The organism is Pseudomonas sp. GM24, from assembly GCF_000282235.1.
Classification (GTDB): Bacteria; Pseudomonadota; Gammaproteobacteria; order Pseudomonadales; family Pseudomonadaceae; genus Aquipseudomonas.
Genome location: NZ_AKJR01000194.1, coordinates 1 through 16,406 on the forward strand (window position 1 = coordinate 1; position 16,406 = coordinate 16,406).

The window sequence follows — 16,406 nt, forward strand, 5'->3', positions numbered from 1 at the left end:
CGCGATAGCGGAGTGTCAGACACTGATAATTCAACTGTCAGACCGCTATCGCGAGCAGGCTCACTCCTAAAGGGTTTTGTGTGAGCCCGTTATTGTTGCTGGACGGAGATGATCGGCGTCGGCGAGACGAACACCTTCGCATGCATCTGCTCACACCCACCGCCACGGCGCATGCCGCGCACCGGGCAGGCATCCAGATAATCCAGACCCACCGCCAGCTTCAAATGCCGTTCCGGCCGCGCCAGCTCATTGGTCACGTCAAAGCTGTACCAGGCGTCATCCAGCCATGCTTCCGCCCAGGCATGGCTGGCCAGATGCTCGCAATCCTCGCTGTACAGATACCCCGACACATAACGCGACGGAATCCCGAGACTGCGCGCGCAGGCCAAAAATGCGTGAGCGTGATCCTGACAAACCCCGGCACGCCCGGCGAAAGCTTCCGCCGCGCTGGTGTCTACTTCGGTCGAACCGGGCGTGTAGGTCATGTGCTGATTCAAACCGTGCATCAAATCAATCAGCGCCGTGCGATCGCGCCGTTGCTTGCAGGACTTTTCGGCAAACGCGCGCAAGGCCTCGTCCGCCTCGGTCAATCGGGTAAAACGCAGAAACGGCAACGCCGACTGGCTCTCATGCTCCGCCTCACGCAGCTCATCGATATCGACCTGCCCGCGCGCGCCGATGATGATCGCTTCGTGCGGCTCGTCCATGGTCAGCACGTGCAGAATATTGCCGAACGGATCGAGCTGCGCGCGCACCGGGCGCGGCAGATCGAGTTGCCAGCTCAACACGTGCTGACGCTCGCTGTCGTGGGGGGTCAGTCGCAGGTACTGGATGCTCGCCCGCACCTGATCTTCGTAGTGATAGGTGGTCTCGTGGCTAATGGAAAGTCTCATGCAGCCTCCAGGTAGGAACTGTGAATGGCGTTACCCAACTGGCGCACCAGCGGGATGAATTCGGTCAGCCAGGCGTGCAGGCCTTCCTCGAGAATTTCGTTGATGCCGGTGTAGCGCAGACGCGCATCCATCTCTGCCGCCAGACGTTGAGCCGGACGGCCATTGGCGCCGGGCAGTTGCGCGAGGATCTGATCGATCTCTTCGGTGCAGGCACGCAGTGAACGCGGTACGTCGGCACGCAACAGCAGCAACTCGGCGACATGTCTGGCGCCCGGCGCATCGCGGTAGATTTCGGTGTAGGCCTCGAATGACGACAAGGCACGCAGCAAGGCACTCCACTGGTAATAGGCGTGGGCCGTGCCGTCGCTGACCGCTTCGGCCTGATCGCCAGCCATTTCGTAACGGGCATCGAGCAGTCGCAAGGTGTTGTCCGCACGCTCGATAAACGTCCCGAGACGAATAAAACGAAACGCATCGTTGCGCATGATTGTGCCGTACGACGCACCACGGAACAGGTGCGAACGTTCCTTGATCCACTCGCAGAAACGGCTCATGCCATAGCGACTGAGACCCTGTTCGGCGATTCCGCGAATCTCCAGCCACGTCGCATTGATGTTCTCCCACATGTCCGCCGTGATGCGTCCGCGAACCGCGTGCGCACTGGCTCGCGCTGCACCGAGGCAACTGTAGATGCTCGCCGGATTGGCCGCATCGAGGGCGAAGAAGTGCAGCAGCCGTTCGGCATGCAACGCGCCGTGACGCTCCAGGTAATCGTCGAGGGTGCCGGTAATCAGCAGCGGCATGGCCAATTCGTGCAGACCGTCACCGCGACCGTCCTGCGGCATCAGCGACAGCGAATAACTGATGTCGAGCATCCGTGCGAGGTTTTCCGCCCGCTCCAGGTAACGCGACATCCAATACAGATCCGAGGCAGTTCTACTTAACATGGCAAGCTTCCTTCAATCCTCGACCACCCAGGTGTCCTTGGTACCGCCGCCCTGGGAGGAATTCACCACCAGGGAGCCTTCACGCAGTGCCACACGGGTCAAACCACCGGGCACCACGCGGGTTTCGCGCCCGGACAAGACAAACGGGCGCAAGTCGATATGGCGCGGCGCAATGCCGTTTTCGACAAAGGTCGGACAGGTCGACAGCGACAGCGTCGGTTGCGCGATATACGCATGGGGCTTGGCCTTGATGCGTTCGCGGAAGGCATCGATTTCCGCTTTCGTCGATGCCGGCCCCACCAACATCCCGTACCCGCCGGACCCCTGAGTTTCCTTGACCACCAGATCTGGAAGATTGGCCAGCACATGGGAAAGTTCAGACGGGTTGCGGCACTGCCAGGTCGGCACGTTCTTCAGGATCGGCTCTTCATCGAGGTAGAAACGGATCATGTCGGTGACAAACGGGTATACCGATTTGTCGTCCGCCACACCGGTGCCGATGGCGTTGGCCAGAACCACGTTGCCAGAGCGATAGGACGACAGCAGCCCCGGCACGCCGAGCATCGAGTCGGGATTGAACGCCAGCGGATCGAGGAACGCGTCGTCGAGGCGGCGGTAGATCACGTCCACCGCTTTCGGGCCGTCGGTGGTGCGCATGAAGACCTTGTCGTCACGCACAAACAGGTCCGCACCCTCGACCAGTTCAACGCCCATTTCCCGCGCGAGAAACGCGTGCTCGAAGAATGCACTGTTGAAGCGCCCCGGTGTCAGCACCACCACGCTTGGGTCATCAATCGGGCTGGAGCTTTTAAGGGTGTCGAGCAACAGGTTCGGGTAATGATCGATCGGTGCGATGCGCTGGGCGGCGAAAAGCTCCGGGAACAGGCGCATCATCATCTTGCGGTCTTCGAGCATGTAGCTGACGCCGCTCGGCGTACGCAGGTTGTCTTCGAGCACGTAATAGGTGCCGTCGCCGTCGCGCACCAGATCGACGCCGGAGATGTGCGAATAGATATCGCGGTGCAGATCCAGGCCTTGCATCGCCAACTGGTATTGCTCGTTGGCCAGCACCTGTTCGGCGGGAATGATCCCGGCCTTGATAATGCGCTGCTCGTGATAGAGGTCGGCGAGGAACATGTTCAACGCCTTGACCCGCTGGATGCAGCCACGCTCGACGATCCGCCACTCACTGGCAGGGATGCTGCGCGGGATGGTGTCGAAAGGAATCAGGCGCTCAGTGCCCTGCTCGTCGCCATAGAGCGTGAACGTGATGCCGGCGCGATGGAACAGCAGATCGGCCTCGCGTCGCCGCTGGGCCAGCAGTTCGTCTGGCGTATCGGCCAGCCAGCGGGCGAACTCCCGATAATGCGGGCGAACCTGGCCGCCGGCATCGTACATCTCATCAAAATAGGTGCGGATCATGCCGTACTCCTTGTCACCCGGACATACAGGCCTTCGCAAGGCCCGTGCCATCGGCATAAACGCTTTGATTTCAATCGGTTGGAAATACACGCCGCAGGCACCGCACCATTCCTGTGCGGCAAATGCCCCAACCGGATTGCCCCCGCTTCATTGCGACGCACTGCATCGCCTATCACCAGCATAGTCAGAGTTGATTTCACTGCCCGGCGCTGCCTGCGGATAATCCGCGCATCCGCTGCAAAACTTCCCCGCGCACAGCGCCGCGAAGTCGCCAGCTCAACTGACCTGGACTGCCCTCGCAGCCCGCCCCGCTGTAACCCTGACCGGTTTCCTCTCCTTATCGGTCTTCCCTTTTAGCCACCCTCTCCGGTGGCTTTTTTTTGCCTCGGTTTCTTGTTTCAGGGTTTTGCCAGAGCATTTCGCTTACGCCGGAAATGACAACGGCCAACCCGAAGGTCAGCCGTTGTTCAACAAATGAAACCAGAGATCAGTTCAAACGGTGGCGGTTGCGCACCTCCTGTTTCACACCCCAGCCTTCGATAATGCCGCCCAGAGGTTCAACCACGGCAGAGAATCCCTGCTCGAAGTCGCCAATATCGTCATACGTCGCATACATCACTTTGCTTAATTCCAGCGCCCACGCACCGTCATCACGCACGCTGACCTGGGCATTGATGGATTCACCGCGAAATTTGCCTGCCGCCCTGCGCGCCCGCTCCTCGTCCGGGAAAATGGCGTAGAACTCGATGGGATGGAATCGGGAAAAATCGAAACCGCCTTCTTTCATGCGGCGCAGAACATTGCTGCTGATGTCTTCTTGATAGGCTGTGCTCATGAATCGTCCCCCTCGCATAGATGGATAGACTTTCCGTATTCCCGCCCCGGGCCTTTGGCCAAAGTACTACGGCAACGTGGTTGCACGCGGGAACAAGCATGTAGCTGACAAGACCAGACCTTAGCGATCCGTTCGCTGATCTCGCTTGCAGAGTAGCCCCAAGTTAGAGCTGCTGCCAAGGCCTGGTGTGAAAGGTGACAGGAAGAATGTCAGATGGGAGTGATGCTGCGGATTTCAATGCTGTTCTGGGTTTTCAGACTTTTCACGCCAGCATCGGCGGTACGCCCTTCCAGATCGTTCAGGTCCAGTTCGGCGGCGACGGGCAGAAGCCGTGCCTTGATCAATCGAGCGGCCTCATCGTCACTGGGGCATTCCGCGCGCTCGAACACCTCATCGACAATTTCACCATGATCGTCCACGAAAGTGACTTTCCACTTTTGCATCGGTGCCTCCTCGATCAAACCCGCAAATGGGCTTACACCTATCTCGACTGTATGCGCCGAAAGTTGGTTCAAAAGGATTACAGCGGACAAAGATGAAAAAAACGACATTTACTGTAGGAGTGAGCCTGCTCGCGATAGCGATTTCTCATCCAACGCTGATGTTGGTAGACAAACCGTAATCGCGAGCAGGCTCACTCCTACAAAGACTTGCAGCGATTATTCAGTCGTTGCTTGGCTTGTTGATCGCCTGCAGCACGTACTGCGGCAAGGCGAACGCGCCGATGTGGATTTCCGGGTTGTAGTAGCGGGTGACGATACCGCTGCCAATGAAGCGCTGTTGCAGGGTTTCACGGCTCAGCTTGCGGTAAGCCGGGTTGGTCGAGCCCCAGGCGAAAGTCATCGAGCCACCGATGTAGGTCGGTACGGCCGCCTGGTAGAAGTGCCAGTCCGGGAACAAGCTGTTCAGGCGACCGGCGGTGGTTTTCACTTCGTCGATCTGCATGAACGGCGTGCCGTTCTGGGTCACGAGGATGCCGCCCTCGTTCAGGCAACGATGGCAGGCCTGATAGAAGTTTTCCGAGAACAGCACTTCACCCGGGCCGATCGGATCGGTGGAGTCGGAGATGATCACGTCGAATTTTTCCGTGGTGGTGGCGACGAAACGCATGCCGTCGTCGATCACCAGGTTCAGACGTGGATCGTCGTAGGCGCCGCTGGAGTGGTTCGGCAGGAACTCTTTGCACATGTCGACCACGGTGCCGTCGATCTCGACCATGGTGATGTGCTCGACACCGGCGTGCTTGGTCACTTCGCGCAGCATACCGCCGTCACCGCCGCCGATGATCAGCACACGCTTGGCGCTACCGTGGGCGAGGATCGGCACGTGAGTGAGCATTTCGTGGTAGATGAATTCGTCGGCTTCGGTGGTCTGAATCACGCCGTCCAGTGCCATGACACGGCCCATGCGCGGGTTCTGGAAGATCACCAGGTGCTGGTGTTCGGTGCGCACTTCGTGCAGCAGTTTTTCCATGCGAAAACGCTGGCCGTAGCCTTCGTAGAGGGTTTCCAGGTACTCGCTGGTTTGGGTAACGGTCATGGTCAAGTGCTCCGATGAATGCGCGGGCGTCAATCGTGGGGACGATTGCCCGGGAAAGGCGCGCATTCTACGTTGCCGAAGATGACAGGTCGAACCTCACTTCATCGGCCCACCACAATCCTTGTGGGAGCTGGCTTGCCAGCGATAGGGTCAACTCGGTTCATCAGTGACACCGCAGTGATCCTATCGCTGGCAAGCCAGCTCCCACAGGTTTTGGGATGCTCACGAAGTTTGTGGCTAGATCCGCACGTTGCCGCGTGGTCCGGCGATTGCCCAGATGATCAGGCCCAGCACTGGCAGGAGGATGATCAGCAGCACCCAGACGATTTTCATCCCGGTGGTCGCGCCGCTTTTCAACACGTTGATGATGGCCCAGATGTCGAGGGCAAGGATGATCAGGCCAATCAGACCGTTGAACGTGGAACCCATGGTGTCGCTCCAGAATAGTGGCATGCACTTTTAGGATAGACGGTCGCGCGCAGGGTTCCTTTTTATTGCACTCAGACGTGAACGGCGATCTTCAACGCTTCGAGCGATGGCGCGGCGGCGATGCCGACTTCGGCGCACAGTTCTAGCACCCGTGGCACGTCGTTGCCGAAGACCAGCACCATTTGCAGTTCGTCGTCGAGCAACTGGCTGAAGTTCATCAGCGTGTAGCCGCCGTTTTCCTTGTTCATGCTGCTCATCTGCACCTGGATGCGGTTGAGTGCGACCAGCGCTTCGGTCTTGGCCAGTTGCTTGGGCTTGAGGTTGAAATCCACACCCGGACCGAACGAGGCGACGATCTGCGCGAACAGGTCAACGTAGGTGTCAGCCTGGAACAGCACGGTTTCCGGCAGGCTGCCGACGACGACCCACTCACCCAACGGGATCGGGAAGGTGTCGTCATAGTTGATGTCCGGGTTGGCGGTCAGAAAAGCACCGGCATCGGCGTAGGCTTGCGCGGCTTCATCGGCCACTTTCAGGATCTCGTCCTCGCCCATGCAGCCGGAGCTGATTTTGCTGATGAGTTCGACGAGTGCGGCTTTCATGAGGGCGGATCCTGTGGAAGGTGAAATTTGAGGGCGCGGAGGATAGCGCACAAAGCAAAAGATCGCAGCCTTCGGCAGTTCCCTACCGACTCAGCATCGTCCGCGAAACAGACGGCGAACGCATCATCGTAGGAGCTGCCGCAGGCTGCGATCTTTTGATCTAATCAACCCAGCAATTTTTCCAGCTGCGCGGTGGTATCAACCGCGCCCATCGTGCGGGCCGCATCCAGCGCCGTGACGCCATTGGCATCCTTGGCTAGCGGATTTGCGCCTTTGCTGATCAGGTAATCAACGATTTCCACACGGTTGAACATCGCCGCCATCATCAGCGCCGTACGACCATCAAACGACGAGCCTTCGATCTCGGCGCCCGCCTCGACCAACGCCTTGACCACCGCCAGATCGCCCTTGAACGCCGCACCGGCAATCGGGCTCTGGCCGTTGCCATTGCGCATTTCCGGATCGGCCTTGTGTTTAAGCAGCACTTGCACTGCATCGACATGGCCGTAATAGCTGGCCAACATCAACAACGTGTCGCCCTTGCTGTTCTTCAGGTTCACCGGCAAACCGGCCGTGACCAGGCGATCAAGCATCTCGGCATCACCGTCGCGCGCCTTGTTGAAAACCTGCTCGGTGAATTCGGCAGCTTCTTCAGGGGTCATCTGGCGGCTTTGGTCGGACATGGGCAACTCCACTTTCGGTCTATCGGAAAGTCGACAGTTTCCCGAGCGAGGCGCTGGCTGTCACCCCCTTTTTCTCAAGTCGCGCCATAGCCAGATTCAATAACGATGCTTGCCCTGATGAATTTCCGCCAACACCTCATGGGTAACTCGAACGTAAGTCTGCGTGCCAGGCAGCCAAGCGTAAATCGGGTCATCGCCCGCCTGGCCGGGGTCGAAGCCTTCATTTTTCAATCGGGTTTTCTGGTATTTGAACGTGCCGGTGGTTTCCATTTTTACCTTCACTCGCAGAAACAACGGTACGGCGTAGGCCGGCATGCGCTCCCGGGCAAAGGTCAGCAACTCGGCGAAATCCAGGGTCGCGAGGGATTCCGCCGGCGTGATCGCCGCCATGCCGGCGCGGCCGTTGGTGTTGCGGATCTCCACGCCATAGGCCACCGCCTCGGAAATCTGCGGGTGTTGCAGCAGAAGGTTTTCGACTTCGGTGGTCGAAACGTTTTCGCCCTTCCAGCGGTAGGTATCACCGAGCCGATCAACAAATTGTGCGTGGCCGAAACCGATGTTGCGCAGCAAATCGCCAGTGTTGAAAAACCGATCGCCTTTGCTAAACACGTCGTGAAGGACAACCTTGGCGGTTTTTTGCGGATCGGTGTAACCGTCCAGCGGCGCCTTTTCGTCGATCCGCGCCAACAGCAAGCCCTGCTCGCCCTTGCCAACCTTGCGCATGAAACCGTCGGCGCTGCGCAGCGGCTCGCCGCTTTCATGGTCGTAGGCGACCAACTCCCAGGCCATCAGCGAGAAACCGATGGTGTTGTCGAAGTTGAGAATGTTGGTGAACCCGATGTTGCCGTCGCTCGCCGCGTACAGCTCACAGATGTGCTCGACGCCGAAACGCGTTTTGAACTCAGCCCAGGCACCCGGGCGCAAGCCGTTGCCGATCATCTTGCGCACATCGTGACGACTGTCATCGGCGCTGGCCGGTTGATCGACCAGATAACGGCACAATTCGCCGACATAGCCAATGGTGGTCGCGCGGTAGCGGCGTACGTCGTTCCAGAACTGACTGGCGCTGAACTTGCGGCGGATCGCGAAACCCGAGGCGCCATTGACCGCCGAGCCCCAGCACACGCAGAGACCGGTGGCGTGGTACAGCGGCAAGGTGCAATAGACGACGTCGTCGGGGCCCATGTTGAGGGCGATCATGCCGAAACTGGCGGAGCTGCGCATCCAGCGCCCATGCTTGAACACCCCAGCCTTGGGCAGGCCGGTCGTGCCCGAGGTGTAAATGTAGAAACACGGGTCGTCAAAGAAGATCTGCTGGCTGCTCGGTGGATTCTCGCTGGAGGCATCGGCACTGGCGCTGATCAGATTGACGTAGCCCTCGGGCGCAATGCCCGGATGGCTGTAAGTGTCTTGATCTGCCACGAACCAGGTACGAGGCGCGGCGATCGTCACTTGATCGCGAATGGCCGCATAAGCTGGAACCAGTTCATCGCCAACGACAATCGCCACCGGTGCCACCAGATTCACACTGTGGATCAGTGTGTCGCGAGTCTGTGAGGTATTGAGCAGCGCGCTGACCGCACCGACCTTGGCCAGCGCCAGAATGGTTACCAGCAGTTCCGGGCGGTTTTCGATGAACACCGCGACCACGTCGCCCTTGCCGATGCCTTGCCCGTTCAGATAGTGAGCGATGCGGTTGGCCCACTGGTTGACCTGCGCATAGCTCAGCCGCACATCGCCCTGCAATAACGCCGGCCCCTCGGGGTTGCGCAGCGTCGCTTGCTCGAACGTCCAGCCAAGGCCACAGCTTTGGGTCGGATCCGTGACGTTGGCCACCTTCATGCCTTTGACCACCCGTGGGATGGCCTTGGCGATCATCGGCAATTTGCGGAGCATCATGCCCCAGGTAATCGTGTCGCTTGGCGCGTGACTCATGGATGCTCCCCGTCCGACCTTGGCGTGCAGGTCGATGTTTTTATTTTTCGGGCTTTGGCTTGCAGTAACCGGCACATTCGAGCGCGGGTCGAGATCGAAAATACGTCAGCGCTTCTCGCGCTGTACACGCGGTTTTTGCAATGTTTTGTATCTGCTGATCGGCCGACGGCTGCGGTGATCATCGGGTAAGCGATTGGTTCCGTTGTTTCGACAACGATCCCGCAAAATGCAGGATGCACGATGGCCATTCATGCAGTTTGCACGACGCCTGGAATTTTCATATTTTTTAACTCATTGATTTACAAGGAATTTATTATTTTCAAATGCTGGCACAATCGCTGCAACCTCCTCTGCATGCTTGCCATTCAAGTGCATACGGAGCTGAAAGACATGAGCCTGATCCAAGAAAAATTTACCTCCCTGTTCTCCAACTTCGACGTCACCACTGCGCCACGTCCCGATGGCGGGATCCTGCTGACCCTGCGCAGCAGCGACGGCAAAGTGTTTAAACGTGCACTGACTTACCAGCAACTGCATGCCGGTGACCAACTGTCGTGGGCGATCAGTGCCATTCGTCGTGACCTGGCGGAACAAGCCAGTGAGCTGCCGCAAATTGCCATGCTGCAGAGCCAGCAGCGTTTTGCCCTGCCGACCTATCATTCGCTGTAATTTTTAAAGCGCTTTAAACAAGACAGGCCGTGGAGCTTTCGCTTCACGGCCTGTTTTTTTGTGCGCGATCTTTACTGCGATCTCTAACTCTTTGTAGGAGCTGCGGAACGCTGCGATCTTTTGATCTTGTTTTTGAAGATCAGGATCAAAAGATCGCAGCGTTCCGCAGTTCCTACAGGGATTGTGTGGGTTAGAAAGCTTCGGGTTCTATGCCGGTGAAGGTGTCGACGGTGAAGTGGCTGCCCAGCTCGCCGCCTTCACGGGCGAGGCCGCAGGTTTGCAGGCCGGCTGCTTGCGCGGCGTCGAGCTCTTCGACGATATCCGAGAGGAACAGGATTTCTTCGGGTTCGACGCCAATGGCTTTCTGGATATTGGTGTACGACTGCGCCTCACGCTTAGGCCCGGACGTCGTGTCGAAATAACCACTGAACAGCGGCGTCAAATCCCCCGCCTCCGAGCAGCCGAAAATCAGCTTCTGCGCCTGAATCGAACCCGACGAATACACAAACAGTTGATAGCCCGCCGCATGCCAGCGTTGCAGTGCGTCAACCGCATCCGGGTAAACATGCCCCTTCAACTGCCCGGCGTGATAACCCTGGGCCCAGACCATGCCTTGCAAAGCCTTGAGCGGCGTGGCTTTGCGATCCTCCTCGATCCAGCTCAAGAGAATTTCAACAACCCGTTCAACATCGGCCTGCGGCGCATTGCTGTCACGGCGCACGGCGTCGAGTTGCTCGGCAACATCGGCGCGTTCGGCGTTCTGGCGCACGAATTCCGGCAAATGTTTGGCCGCGTACGGAAACAGCACGTCAAACACGAAACTCACTGCGCTGGTGGTGCCTTCGATGTCAGTGACAATGGCTTTGATCGACATCGAATCAGTCCTCCAGACGCGGGAAACGACCGGCGATGTCTTCGCCGGTGAAGTTGGCAACCCAGCCTTCAGGGTTGTTGAACAGGCGAATCGCCACGAAGTGCGGATGCTCGCCCATGTCGAACCAGTGTTTGGTGCCGGCCGGCACCGAGATCAGGTCATTCTTCTCACAGAGAACCGCGTAGACGTAATCGTCGATGTGCAGGGTAAACAACCCACGACCCGCGACGAAAAATCTGACTTCGTCTTCGCCATGGCGGTGTTCTTCGAGGAACTTGGCGCGCAGTTCGGCTTTTTGCGGGTGATCGCTGTTCAGGCTGATGACGTCGACGGTGATGTAACCGCGCTCGGTCATCAGTTTGTCGATCTGCTCTTTATAGGCGCTGATCACTTCTTCCTGGGTCGCGCCCGGCTGGATCTTCGCCGCCGCTTGCCAGCGGTCAAAGCGTACGCCCTGCTCGGCCAGGGTCGAGGCGATGTCTTCAAAGTGGGTCAGCACTTTGTTGGGAATATCGGGGCTGGAAACGTGATAGACGGACAGGCTGCTCATTGGGGCAATTCCTCGGTATCGGCCTTGCCGTCCGGTTCTTGCAGACCGGTCGGGCACAGCATTTCATCAGGCAAATGGACTACTTCTGGTGAAGTCAGCCTTGGCGGTTCATGACGCTGCGGGTTTTCAACTCGCATTCAAACAGAAATTCAAAGGCCTCGATCTGCCGCAGCGCGTCGCTCATCTGCGCGCCCCAGGTGTAGAGGCCGTGACCGCGAATCAGATAACCGACGCAATCAGGATGGGCGTCGAGCCAAGGCTGCACCTTGGCGGCGAGGCGCGCAATGTCCTGATCGTTGTCGAAAATCGGCACGCGCACTCGCGATTCGTGGGTCGAGATGCCGCTGAAGGCTTTTTGCAGTTCGTAATCTTCGAACTCGATAAATTCGTCCGGCGTCAGGCGCGACAACACCGTGGCGTTCACCGAATGGGTGTGCAGCACCGCGCCGATCTCTGGTCGCCAGCTGTAGAGTTGGGTGTGCAGCAAGGTTTCGGCAGAGGGCTTTTTGCCCGGTTCCAGGCTGTTGCCCGACAGATCGGTGGCGAGCACATCGTCCAGACCCAACTGGCCTTTGTGCTTGCCCGACACTGTCAGCAGCGCTTCGCTCGGCGACAGGCGCGTCGAGTAGTTGCTGCTGGTGGCCGGCGACCAGCCGCGACCATAGAGAAAGCGCCCGGCATCGACGATTTGCTGGGCGAGTTGTTCACGCGTAAGGCTCATGGCCTGTCCTCTTGCATACGTGTGGCAATGATAACGGCAGCAGCGAGCGCCGCGAGACTGGCAATACTAAAGGTCAATGTCGCGCCGAGGGCATTCCAGCTGTAACCGGAATACAACGCGCCGAGCGCACCGCCGGTACCGGCCAGTGCTGCGTACAACGCCTGGCCCTGCCCTTGCTGGCGCGCGCCGAAGCTACGTTGCACGAAGGCGATGGCAGCGGCGTGAAAACTGCCGAAGGTCGCTGCGTGCAGCACCTGCGCGAATAACAGCACCCACAGAAACTCGGCGAACGAACCTAGCAGCAACCAGCGCAGCGCCGCCAGCAGAAAACTCGCCATCAATACGCGGCGCAGGGAAAACCGCGCGAGAATCCGGCTCATCGCCATGAACATCAGCACTTCGGCGACGACACCCACGGCCCAGAGCATGCCGATGGTGCCGCGTGTGTAGCCGAGGCGCTCAAGGTGCAAGGTCAGAAAGGTGTAATACGGGCCGTGGCTCATCTGCATCAGCGCGACACAAGCGTAAAACGCCAGCACGCCGGGATTGCGCAGCTGTTTGAGAAACCCCTCGCCGTGCGGCCGATTGCCTTGCGGTGGTTGCGCGTTCGGCACCCACAGACTGCTGAGGACGATGCCGGCCATGATCAGCACCAGCGCCGCCGGGTAGATATCGAGGCTCAGCCATTCGAACAGCCGGCCCAACGCAACCACGGTGATGATGAAACCGATCGAGCCCCACAGGCGGATCTGGCTGTAACGCGAGGTCTGGCCCTGCAAATGCGCCAGCGTGATGACTTCGAACTGCGGCAGCACCGCGTGCCAGAAGAATGCGTGCAGCGCCATGACCATCGCCAGCCAGGCGTAGGTCTTGCTGACAAAAATCAACGAGAACGTCAGCAGCGTACACACTGCGCCAAAGCGCACGATGGCCAAGCGTCTACCGGTGTAATCACCGAGCCAGCCCCAGATGTTCGGCGCCACGCAGCGCATCAGCATCGGGATGGCAACCAGTTCACCGATTCGCGCCGGACTGAAGCCGAGGTGGTCGAAATACAGCGCCAGAAACGGCGCCGTCGAACCGAGCAAGGCGAAATAGAACAGATAGAAACTGGACAGCCGCCAGTAAGGGAGCGCCGCCACGGTTATGCCGCGACGGCTTCAAGGCCTGCCATCAAAGCTGACCCAGCACCGGCGTGCTCACGCGCACATCGGCGTTCTGCCCACGATGACGCAGCAAGTGGTCCATCAGCACGATCGCCATCATCGCTTCGGCGATCGGCGTGGCGCGGATGCCGACGCACGGATCGTGACGGCCCTTGGTGATCACGTCGACCGGATTGCCGTGGATGTCGATCGAACGGCCCGGAGTGGTGATACTCGATGTTGGCTTCAGCGCCAAATGGGCAACAATCGGCTGACCGGACGAGATACCGCCGAGGATGCCGCCCGCATTGTTGCTGAGGAAGCCTTCCGGGGTCATTTCATCGCGGTGTTCGGTACCGCGCTGGGCGACCGAGGCGAAACCGGCGCCGATTTCCACGCCTTTGACCGCGTTGATGCTCATCAGCGCATGGGCCAGTTCGGCGTCGAGACGGTCGAAAATCGGCTCGCCCAGGCCCGGCATCACCCCTTCGGCAACCACGGTGATCTTCGCCCCGACCGAGTCTTGGTCGCGGCGCAACTGGTCCATGTAGGCTTCCAGTTCCGGAACCTTGTCCGGATCCGGGCTGAAGAACGCGTTCTCCTCCACCGAGTCCCAGGTCTTGAACGGGATTTCGATCGGGCCGAGCTGGCTCATGTAGCCACGAATGACGATGCCCTGAGTTGCCAGATATTTCTTGGCGATCGCACCGGCCGCCACGCGCATCGCGGTTTCGCGCGCCGAGCTGCGGCCACCGCCACGGTAATCGCGCTCGCCGTACTTGTGGTGGTAAGTGTAGTCGGCGTGGGCCGGGCGAAACAGATCCTTGATCGCCGAGTAGTCCTTGGACTTCTGGTCGGTGTTGCGGATCAGCAGGCCGATCGAGCAACCGGTGGTGCGCCCTTCGAACACGCCAGAGAGGATTTCGACTTCGTCGGCTTCCTGGCGCTGGGTGGTGTGGCGGCTGGTGCCCGGCTTGCGGCGATCGAGGTCGCGCTGCAGGTCTTCGAGGGAGATCTCCAGGCCCGGCGGGCAGCCGTCGACAATGGCGACCAACGCCGGACCATGGCTTTCGCCAGCGGTGGTGACAGTGAACAACTTGCCGTAGGTATTGCCGGACATGCAGGACGCTCCGTGAAATCAAACCCAAATTCGTGATGCGCGCCAGTATACGCAGGCTAACCGAGTAGTTCATCCTCGAACCTTAGTGGTGCTGGCGAGTCCAACCGGCACCTTGGCGAATGATGGCGTGATGATGCTGCGAGTTTTGATCTTGAGTCTTACCCTCTTTACGGGCTTTGCCCAAGCGACGGTCCTACAACGCCCGGTAACTTTGGATACCGGCACCGGTGAGCTTTTCGGTTCGCTGTTGCTGCCAAAATCCGACAGTCCGGTGCCGGTTGTCCTGATCATTTCTGGCTCGGGTCCTACGGATCGCGACGGAAACAACCCCGACGGCGGGCGTAATGACAGCTTGAAGCGCCTGGCGTGGGTGCTGGCCAAACACAACATCGCCAGCGTGCGTTACGACAAGCGCGGCGTTGCGGCGAGCCTGGCGGCGACCCCGGATGAGCGCAATTTGTCGGTGGAGGCCTATGCAGCAGATGCGGTGGCGTGGGGGCAAAAGCTCAAAGCCGATCCACGTTTCGGCAAGCTGATCCTGCTGGGCCACAGTGAGGGCGCGCTGATAGCCAGCCTCGCCGCGCCGAAAGTCGATGCGGCGGCGGTGATTTCCCTGTCCGGCAGCGCCCGACCGGTCGATCAGGTGATCCGCGAGCAATTGGCCCGCAGTCTGCCGCCACCGCTGATGCTGCGCAGTAACGAACTGCTCGACAGCCTCAAGGCCGGTCACACCGACGACAATGTGCCGCAGCCGTTGCAGGTGATTTTCCGCCCGAGCGTGCAGCCGTATCTGATTTCACTGTTCCGTCAGGATCCGGCGAAAGCCTTCGCGCAATTGAAAATGCCGGCACTGATTGTTCAGGGTAGCAATGACATGCAGGTCGGCGTTGGCGATGCGCAGGCGCTGAAAGCCGCTAAACCCGACGCCGAACTGGTGGTCATCGAAGGCATGAACCACGTCATGCGCATCGTGCACAACGACATGAAGCGGCAATTGGCCTCGTACAAGGACCCGAATTTGCCGCTGGCCGCAGAACTGGGCAGCAAAATCATCGAGTTTATTGACGGACTTCGCACCCGTTAACCGTTGTTTGCCCTCTAGTCCTGACAGAAACGGCCGATAAGCCTTTGTCGCCAGCGCAACCGCTGGCGACAAGCAGGGCTTGGACAGGATCTCGCCGTTATGACTGATACCCAGACTTCACCCGACACCACCGCTGAAAAAGACGCACCGCCAGCGGCCGAGCTGCCGTGGGCGGATGTCCATGTCGAGCACCACAAGATGCTCCGCCTGGCCCCGTTGCAAACCGACCGCAACACCGGCGGGCGGCCGTTGCGCTTCGTCGAATTTGGTTACGCCGAGCGCAACAGCAAAGAAAAAAGCCTGATGCGCATGGCAATCAAGCTGCCGAGTCAACGCGTTCGCAAAGAACAGAATCATCTCGATGTGTGGGTCGATCACACCACCAAGCGCGTCAGCTTTGGCCCGGACAGCGGCTTGCAAATCGAACCGTTGAACCGTGGCATCGGCCGTTTCATGGCCGCACAAGGCATCAACTGGGCGAAAAAACGCTGGCCCGCCTACACCGTCGATGGCATGGACTTGAACAACAAGGACGCGCTGAATGAAGACACGCGCCTGCGTCGCGATCATTTCCTGCGGGTGCATGGTTTTGATGTGGTGTACGCCGATGCCCAGCACTTGAAGGGCAGCGTCAAGGATGTGTTGGTAGGTGATCTGCTCGGTGACTGGAACAGCGAAAAGCTACAGATCGTCGAGATTCTCGAGGCGGCGCAGATGCTTCAGCAGGCCGAACAGAATCTGGCCGAGCAGGAAGTGAAGCTGAAGAAGCAGGAAGAGAAAGTCAGCAAGTTCAAGCGTGAAGACGCTGGTTTGCGTTTCACCATCACGTGTCTGGTGGCGTTTGCGGTGTTTCAGGCGGGGTTGCTGATCTGGATTGCCACGCACCGGTAGATCAAAAGATCGCAGCCTTCGGCAGCTCCTACACTGGAATGCGGTAATCCCTGTAGGAGCTGCCAAA

Annotated in this window: 18 protein-coding genes; 3 read left to right on the forward strand and 15 right to left on the reverse strand. The window is 59.2% G+C overall.

What is annotated here, in order from left to right; all coding sequences use genetic code 11:
• Positions 1-89: 89 nt before the first annotated feature.
• The 10 genes from PMI23_RS21025 to PMI23_RS21070 form a co-directional block, all read right to left on the reverse strand.
• Positions 90-893: a transglutaminase family protein gene (locus tag PMI23_RS21025; protein WP_007914065.1), complete on the reverse strand. Its 804-nt coding sequence runs from the start codon at positions 891-893 to the stop codon at positions 90-92.
• Positions 890-1,840, reverse strand: a complete 951-nt coding sequence (locus PMI23_RS21030) for an alpha-E domain-containing protein (protein WP_007914063.1) — start codon at positions 1,838-1,840, stop codon at positions 890-892. Before PMI23_RS21030 ends, PMI23_RS21025 begins: the two co-directional genes overlap by 4 nt.
• 12 nt (positions 1,841-1,852) lie before the next feature.
• Positions 1,853-3,262 (reverse strand): circularly permuted type 2 ATP-grasp protein, encoded by a 1,410-nt coding sequence (locus PMI23_RS21035; protein ID WP_007914061.1) that lies wholly within the window; start codon positions 3,260-3,262, stop codon positions 1,853-1,855.
• Positions 3,263-3,749: 487 nt separating this feature from the next.
• On the reverse strand, positions 3,750-4,097 hold the full coding sequence (locus PMI23_RS21040) for a ribonuclease E inhibitor RraB (protein ID WP_007914059.1): 348 nt from the start codon (positions 4,095-4,097) through the stop codon (positions 3,750-3,752).
• Positions 4,098-4,306: 209 nt separating this feature from the next.
• A complete protein-coding gene (locus PMI23_RS21045) occupies positions 4,307-4,540 on the reverse strand; it encodes a hypothetical protein (protein WP_007914057.1) in 234 nt (77 codons plus the stop codon).
• A gap of 220 nt (positions 4,541-4,760) precedes the next feature.
• Positions 4,761-5,636 carry a polyamine aminopropyltransferase gene (gene speE, locus PMI23_RS21050; protein ID WP_007914055.1) on the reverse strand — a complete coding sequence of 292 codons (876 nt, stop codon included), beginning with the start codon at positions 5,634-5,636 and terminating at the stop codon, positions 4,761-4,763.
• A 237-nt stretch (positions 5,637-5,873) separates the two neighbouring features.
• Positions 5,874-6,065, reverse strand: a complete 192-nt coding sequence (locus tag PMI23_RS21055; protein ID WP_007914053.1) for a PLDc N-terminal domain-containing protein — start codon at positions 6,063-6,065, stop codon at positions 5,874-5,876.
• 71 nt (positions 6,066-6,136) lie between these two features.
• Positions 6,137-6,667: a hypothetical protein gene (locus PMI23_RS21060; RefSeq protein WP_007914051.1), complete on the reverse strand. Its 531-nt coding sequence runs from the start codon at positions 6,665-6,667 to the stop codon at positions 6,137-6,139.
• A 164-nt stretch (positions 6,668-6,831) separates the two neighbouring features.
• Complete coding sequence (locus tag PMI23_RS21065) at positions 6,832-7,350, reverse strand: ankyrin repeat domain-containing protein (protein WP_007914049.1); 519 nt, start codon at positions 7,348-7,350, stop codon at positions 6,832-6,834.
• Positions 7,351-7,446: 96 nt separating this feature from the next.
• A complete protein-coding gene (locus tag PMI23_RS21070; protein WP_007914048.1) occupies positions 7,447-9,285 on the reverse strand; it encodes a long-chain-acyl-CoA synthetase in 1,839 nt (612 codons plus the stop codon).
• A 390-nt stretch (positions 9,286-9,675) separates the two neighbouring features.
• On the opposite strand from PMI23_RS21070, the gene PMI23_RS21075 reads away from it, so the two are divergent.
• Positions 9,676-9,954, forward strand: a complete 279-nt coding sequence (locus PMI23_RS21075) for a DUF3509 domain-containing protein (RefSeq protein WP_008080936.1) — start codon at positions 9,676-9,678, stop codon at positions 9,952-9,954.
• Positions 9,955-10,144: 190 nt separating this feature from the next.
• Here PMI23_RS21075 and mtnC read toward each other — a convergent pair whose 3' ends face one another.
• The 5 genes from mtnC to aroC all read right to left on the reverse strand — a co-directional run bounded on the left by mtnC (position 10,145) and on the right by aroC (position 14,364).
• Positions 10,145-10,828 carry an acireductone synthase gene (gene mtnC / locus PMI23_RS21080; protein WP_007914045.1) on the reverse strand — a complete coding sequence of 228 codons (684 nt, stop codon included), beginning with the start codon at positions 10,826-10,828 and terminating at the stop codon, positions 10,145-10,147.
• Positions 10,829-10,832: 4 nt separating this feature from the next.
• On the reverse strand, positions 10,833-11,378 hold the full coding sequence (locus PMI23_RS21085; protein ID WP_007914042.1) for a 1,2-dihydroxy-3-keto-5-methylthiopentene dioxygenase: 546 nt from the start codon (positions 11,376-11,378) through the stop codon (positions 10,833-10,835).
• Between the two features lie 94 nt (positions 11,379-11,472).
• Positions 11,473-12,099, reverse strand: a complete 627-nt coding sequence (locus PMI23_RS21090; RefSeq protein WP_007914040.1) for a methylthioribulose 1-phosphate dehydratase — start codon at positions 12,097-12,099, stop codon at positions 11,473-11,475.
• On the reverse strand, positions 12,096-13,241 hold the full coding sequence (locus PMI23_RS21095) for an MFS transporter (protein ID WP_007914038.1): 1,146 nt from the start codon (positions 13,239-13,241) through the stop codon (positions 12,096-12,098). Before PMI23_RS21095 ends, PMI23_RS21090 begins: the two co-directional genes overlap by 4 nt.
• A gap of 31 nt (positions 13,242-13,272) precedes the next feature.
• Positions 13,273-14,364, reverse strand: a complete 1,092-nt coding sequence (gene aroC / locus PMI23_RS21100; protein ID WP_007914036.1) for a chorismate synthase — start codon at positions 14,362-14,364, stop codon at positions 13,273-13,275.
• 130 nt (positions 14,365-14,494) lie between these two features.
• Here aroC and PMI23_RS21105 point away from each other — a divergent pair, with 130 nt between their 5' ends.
• Both PMI23_RS21105 and PMI23_RS21110 read left to right on the forward strand, forming a co-directional pair.
• Positions 14,495-15,448, forward strand: a complete 954-nt coding sequence (locus PMI23_RS21105; RefSeq protein ID WP_042704995.1) for an alpha/beta hydrolase — start codon at positions 14,495-14,497, stop codon at positions 15,446-15,448.
• 99 nt (positions 15,449-15,547) lie between these two features.
• On the forward strand, positions 15,548-16,339 hold the full coding sequence (locus tag PMI23_RS21110; RefSeq protein ID WP_007914033.1) for a hypothetical protein: 792 nt from the start codon (positions 15,548-15,550) through the stop codon (positions 16,337-16,339).
• Positions 16,340-16,406 lie beyond the last annotated feature (67 nt).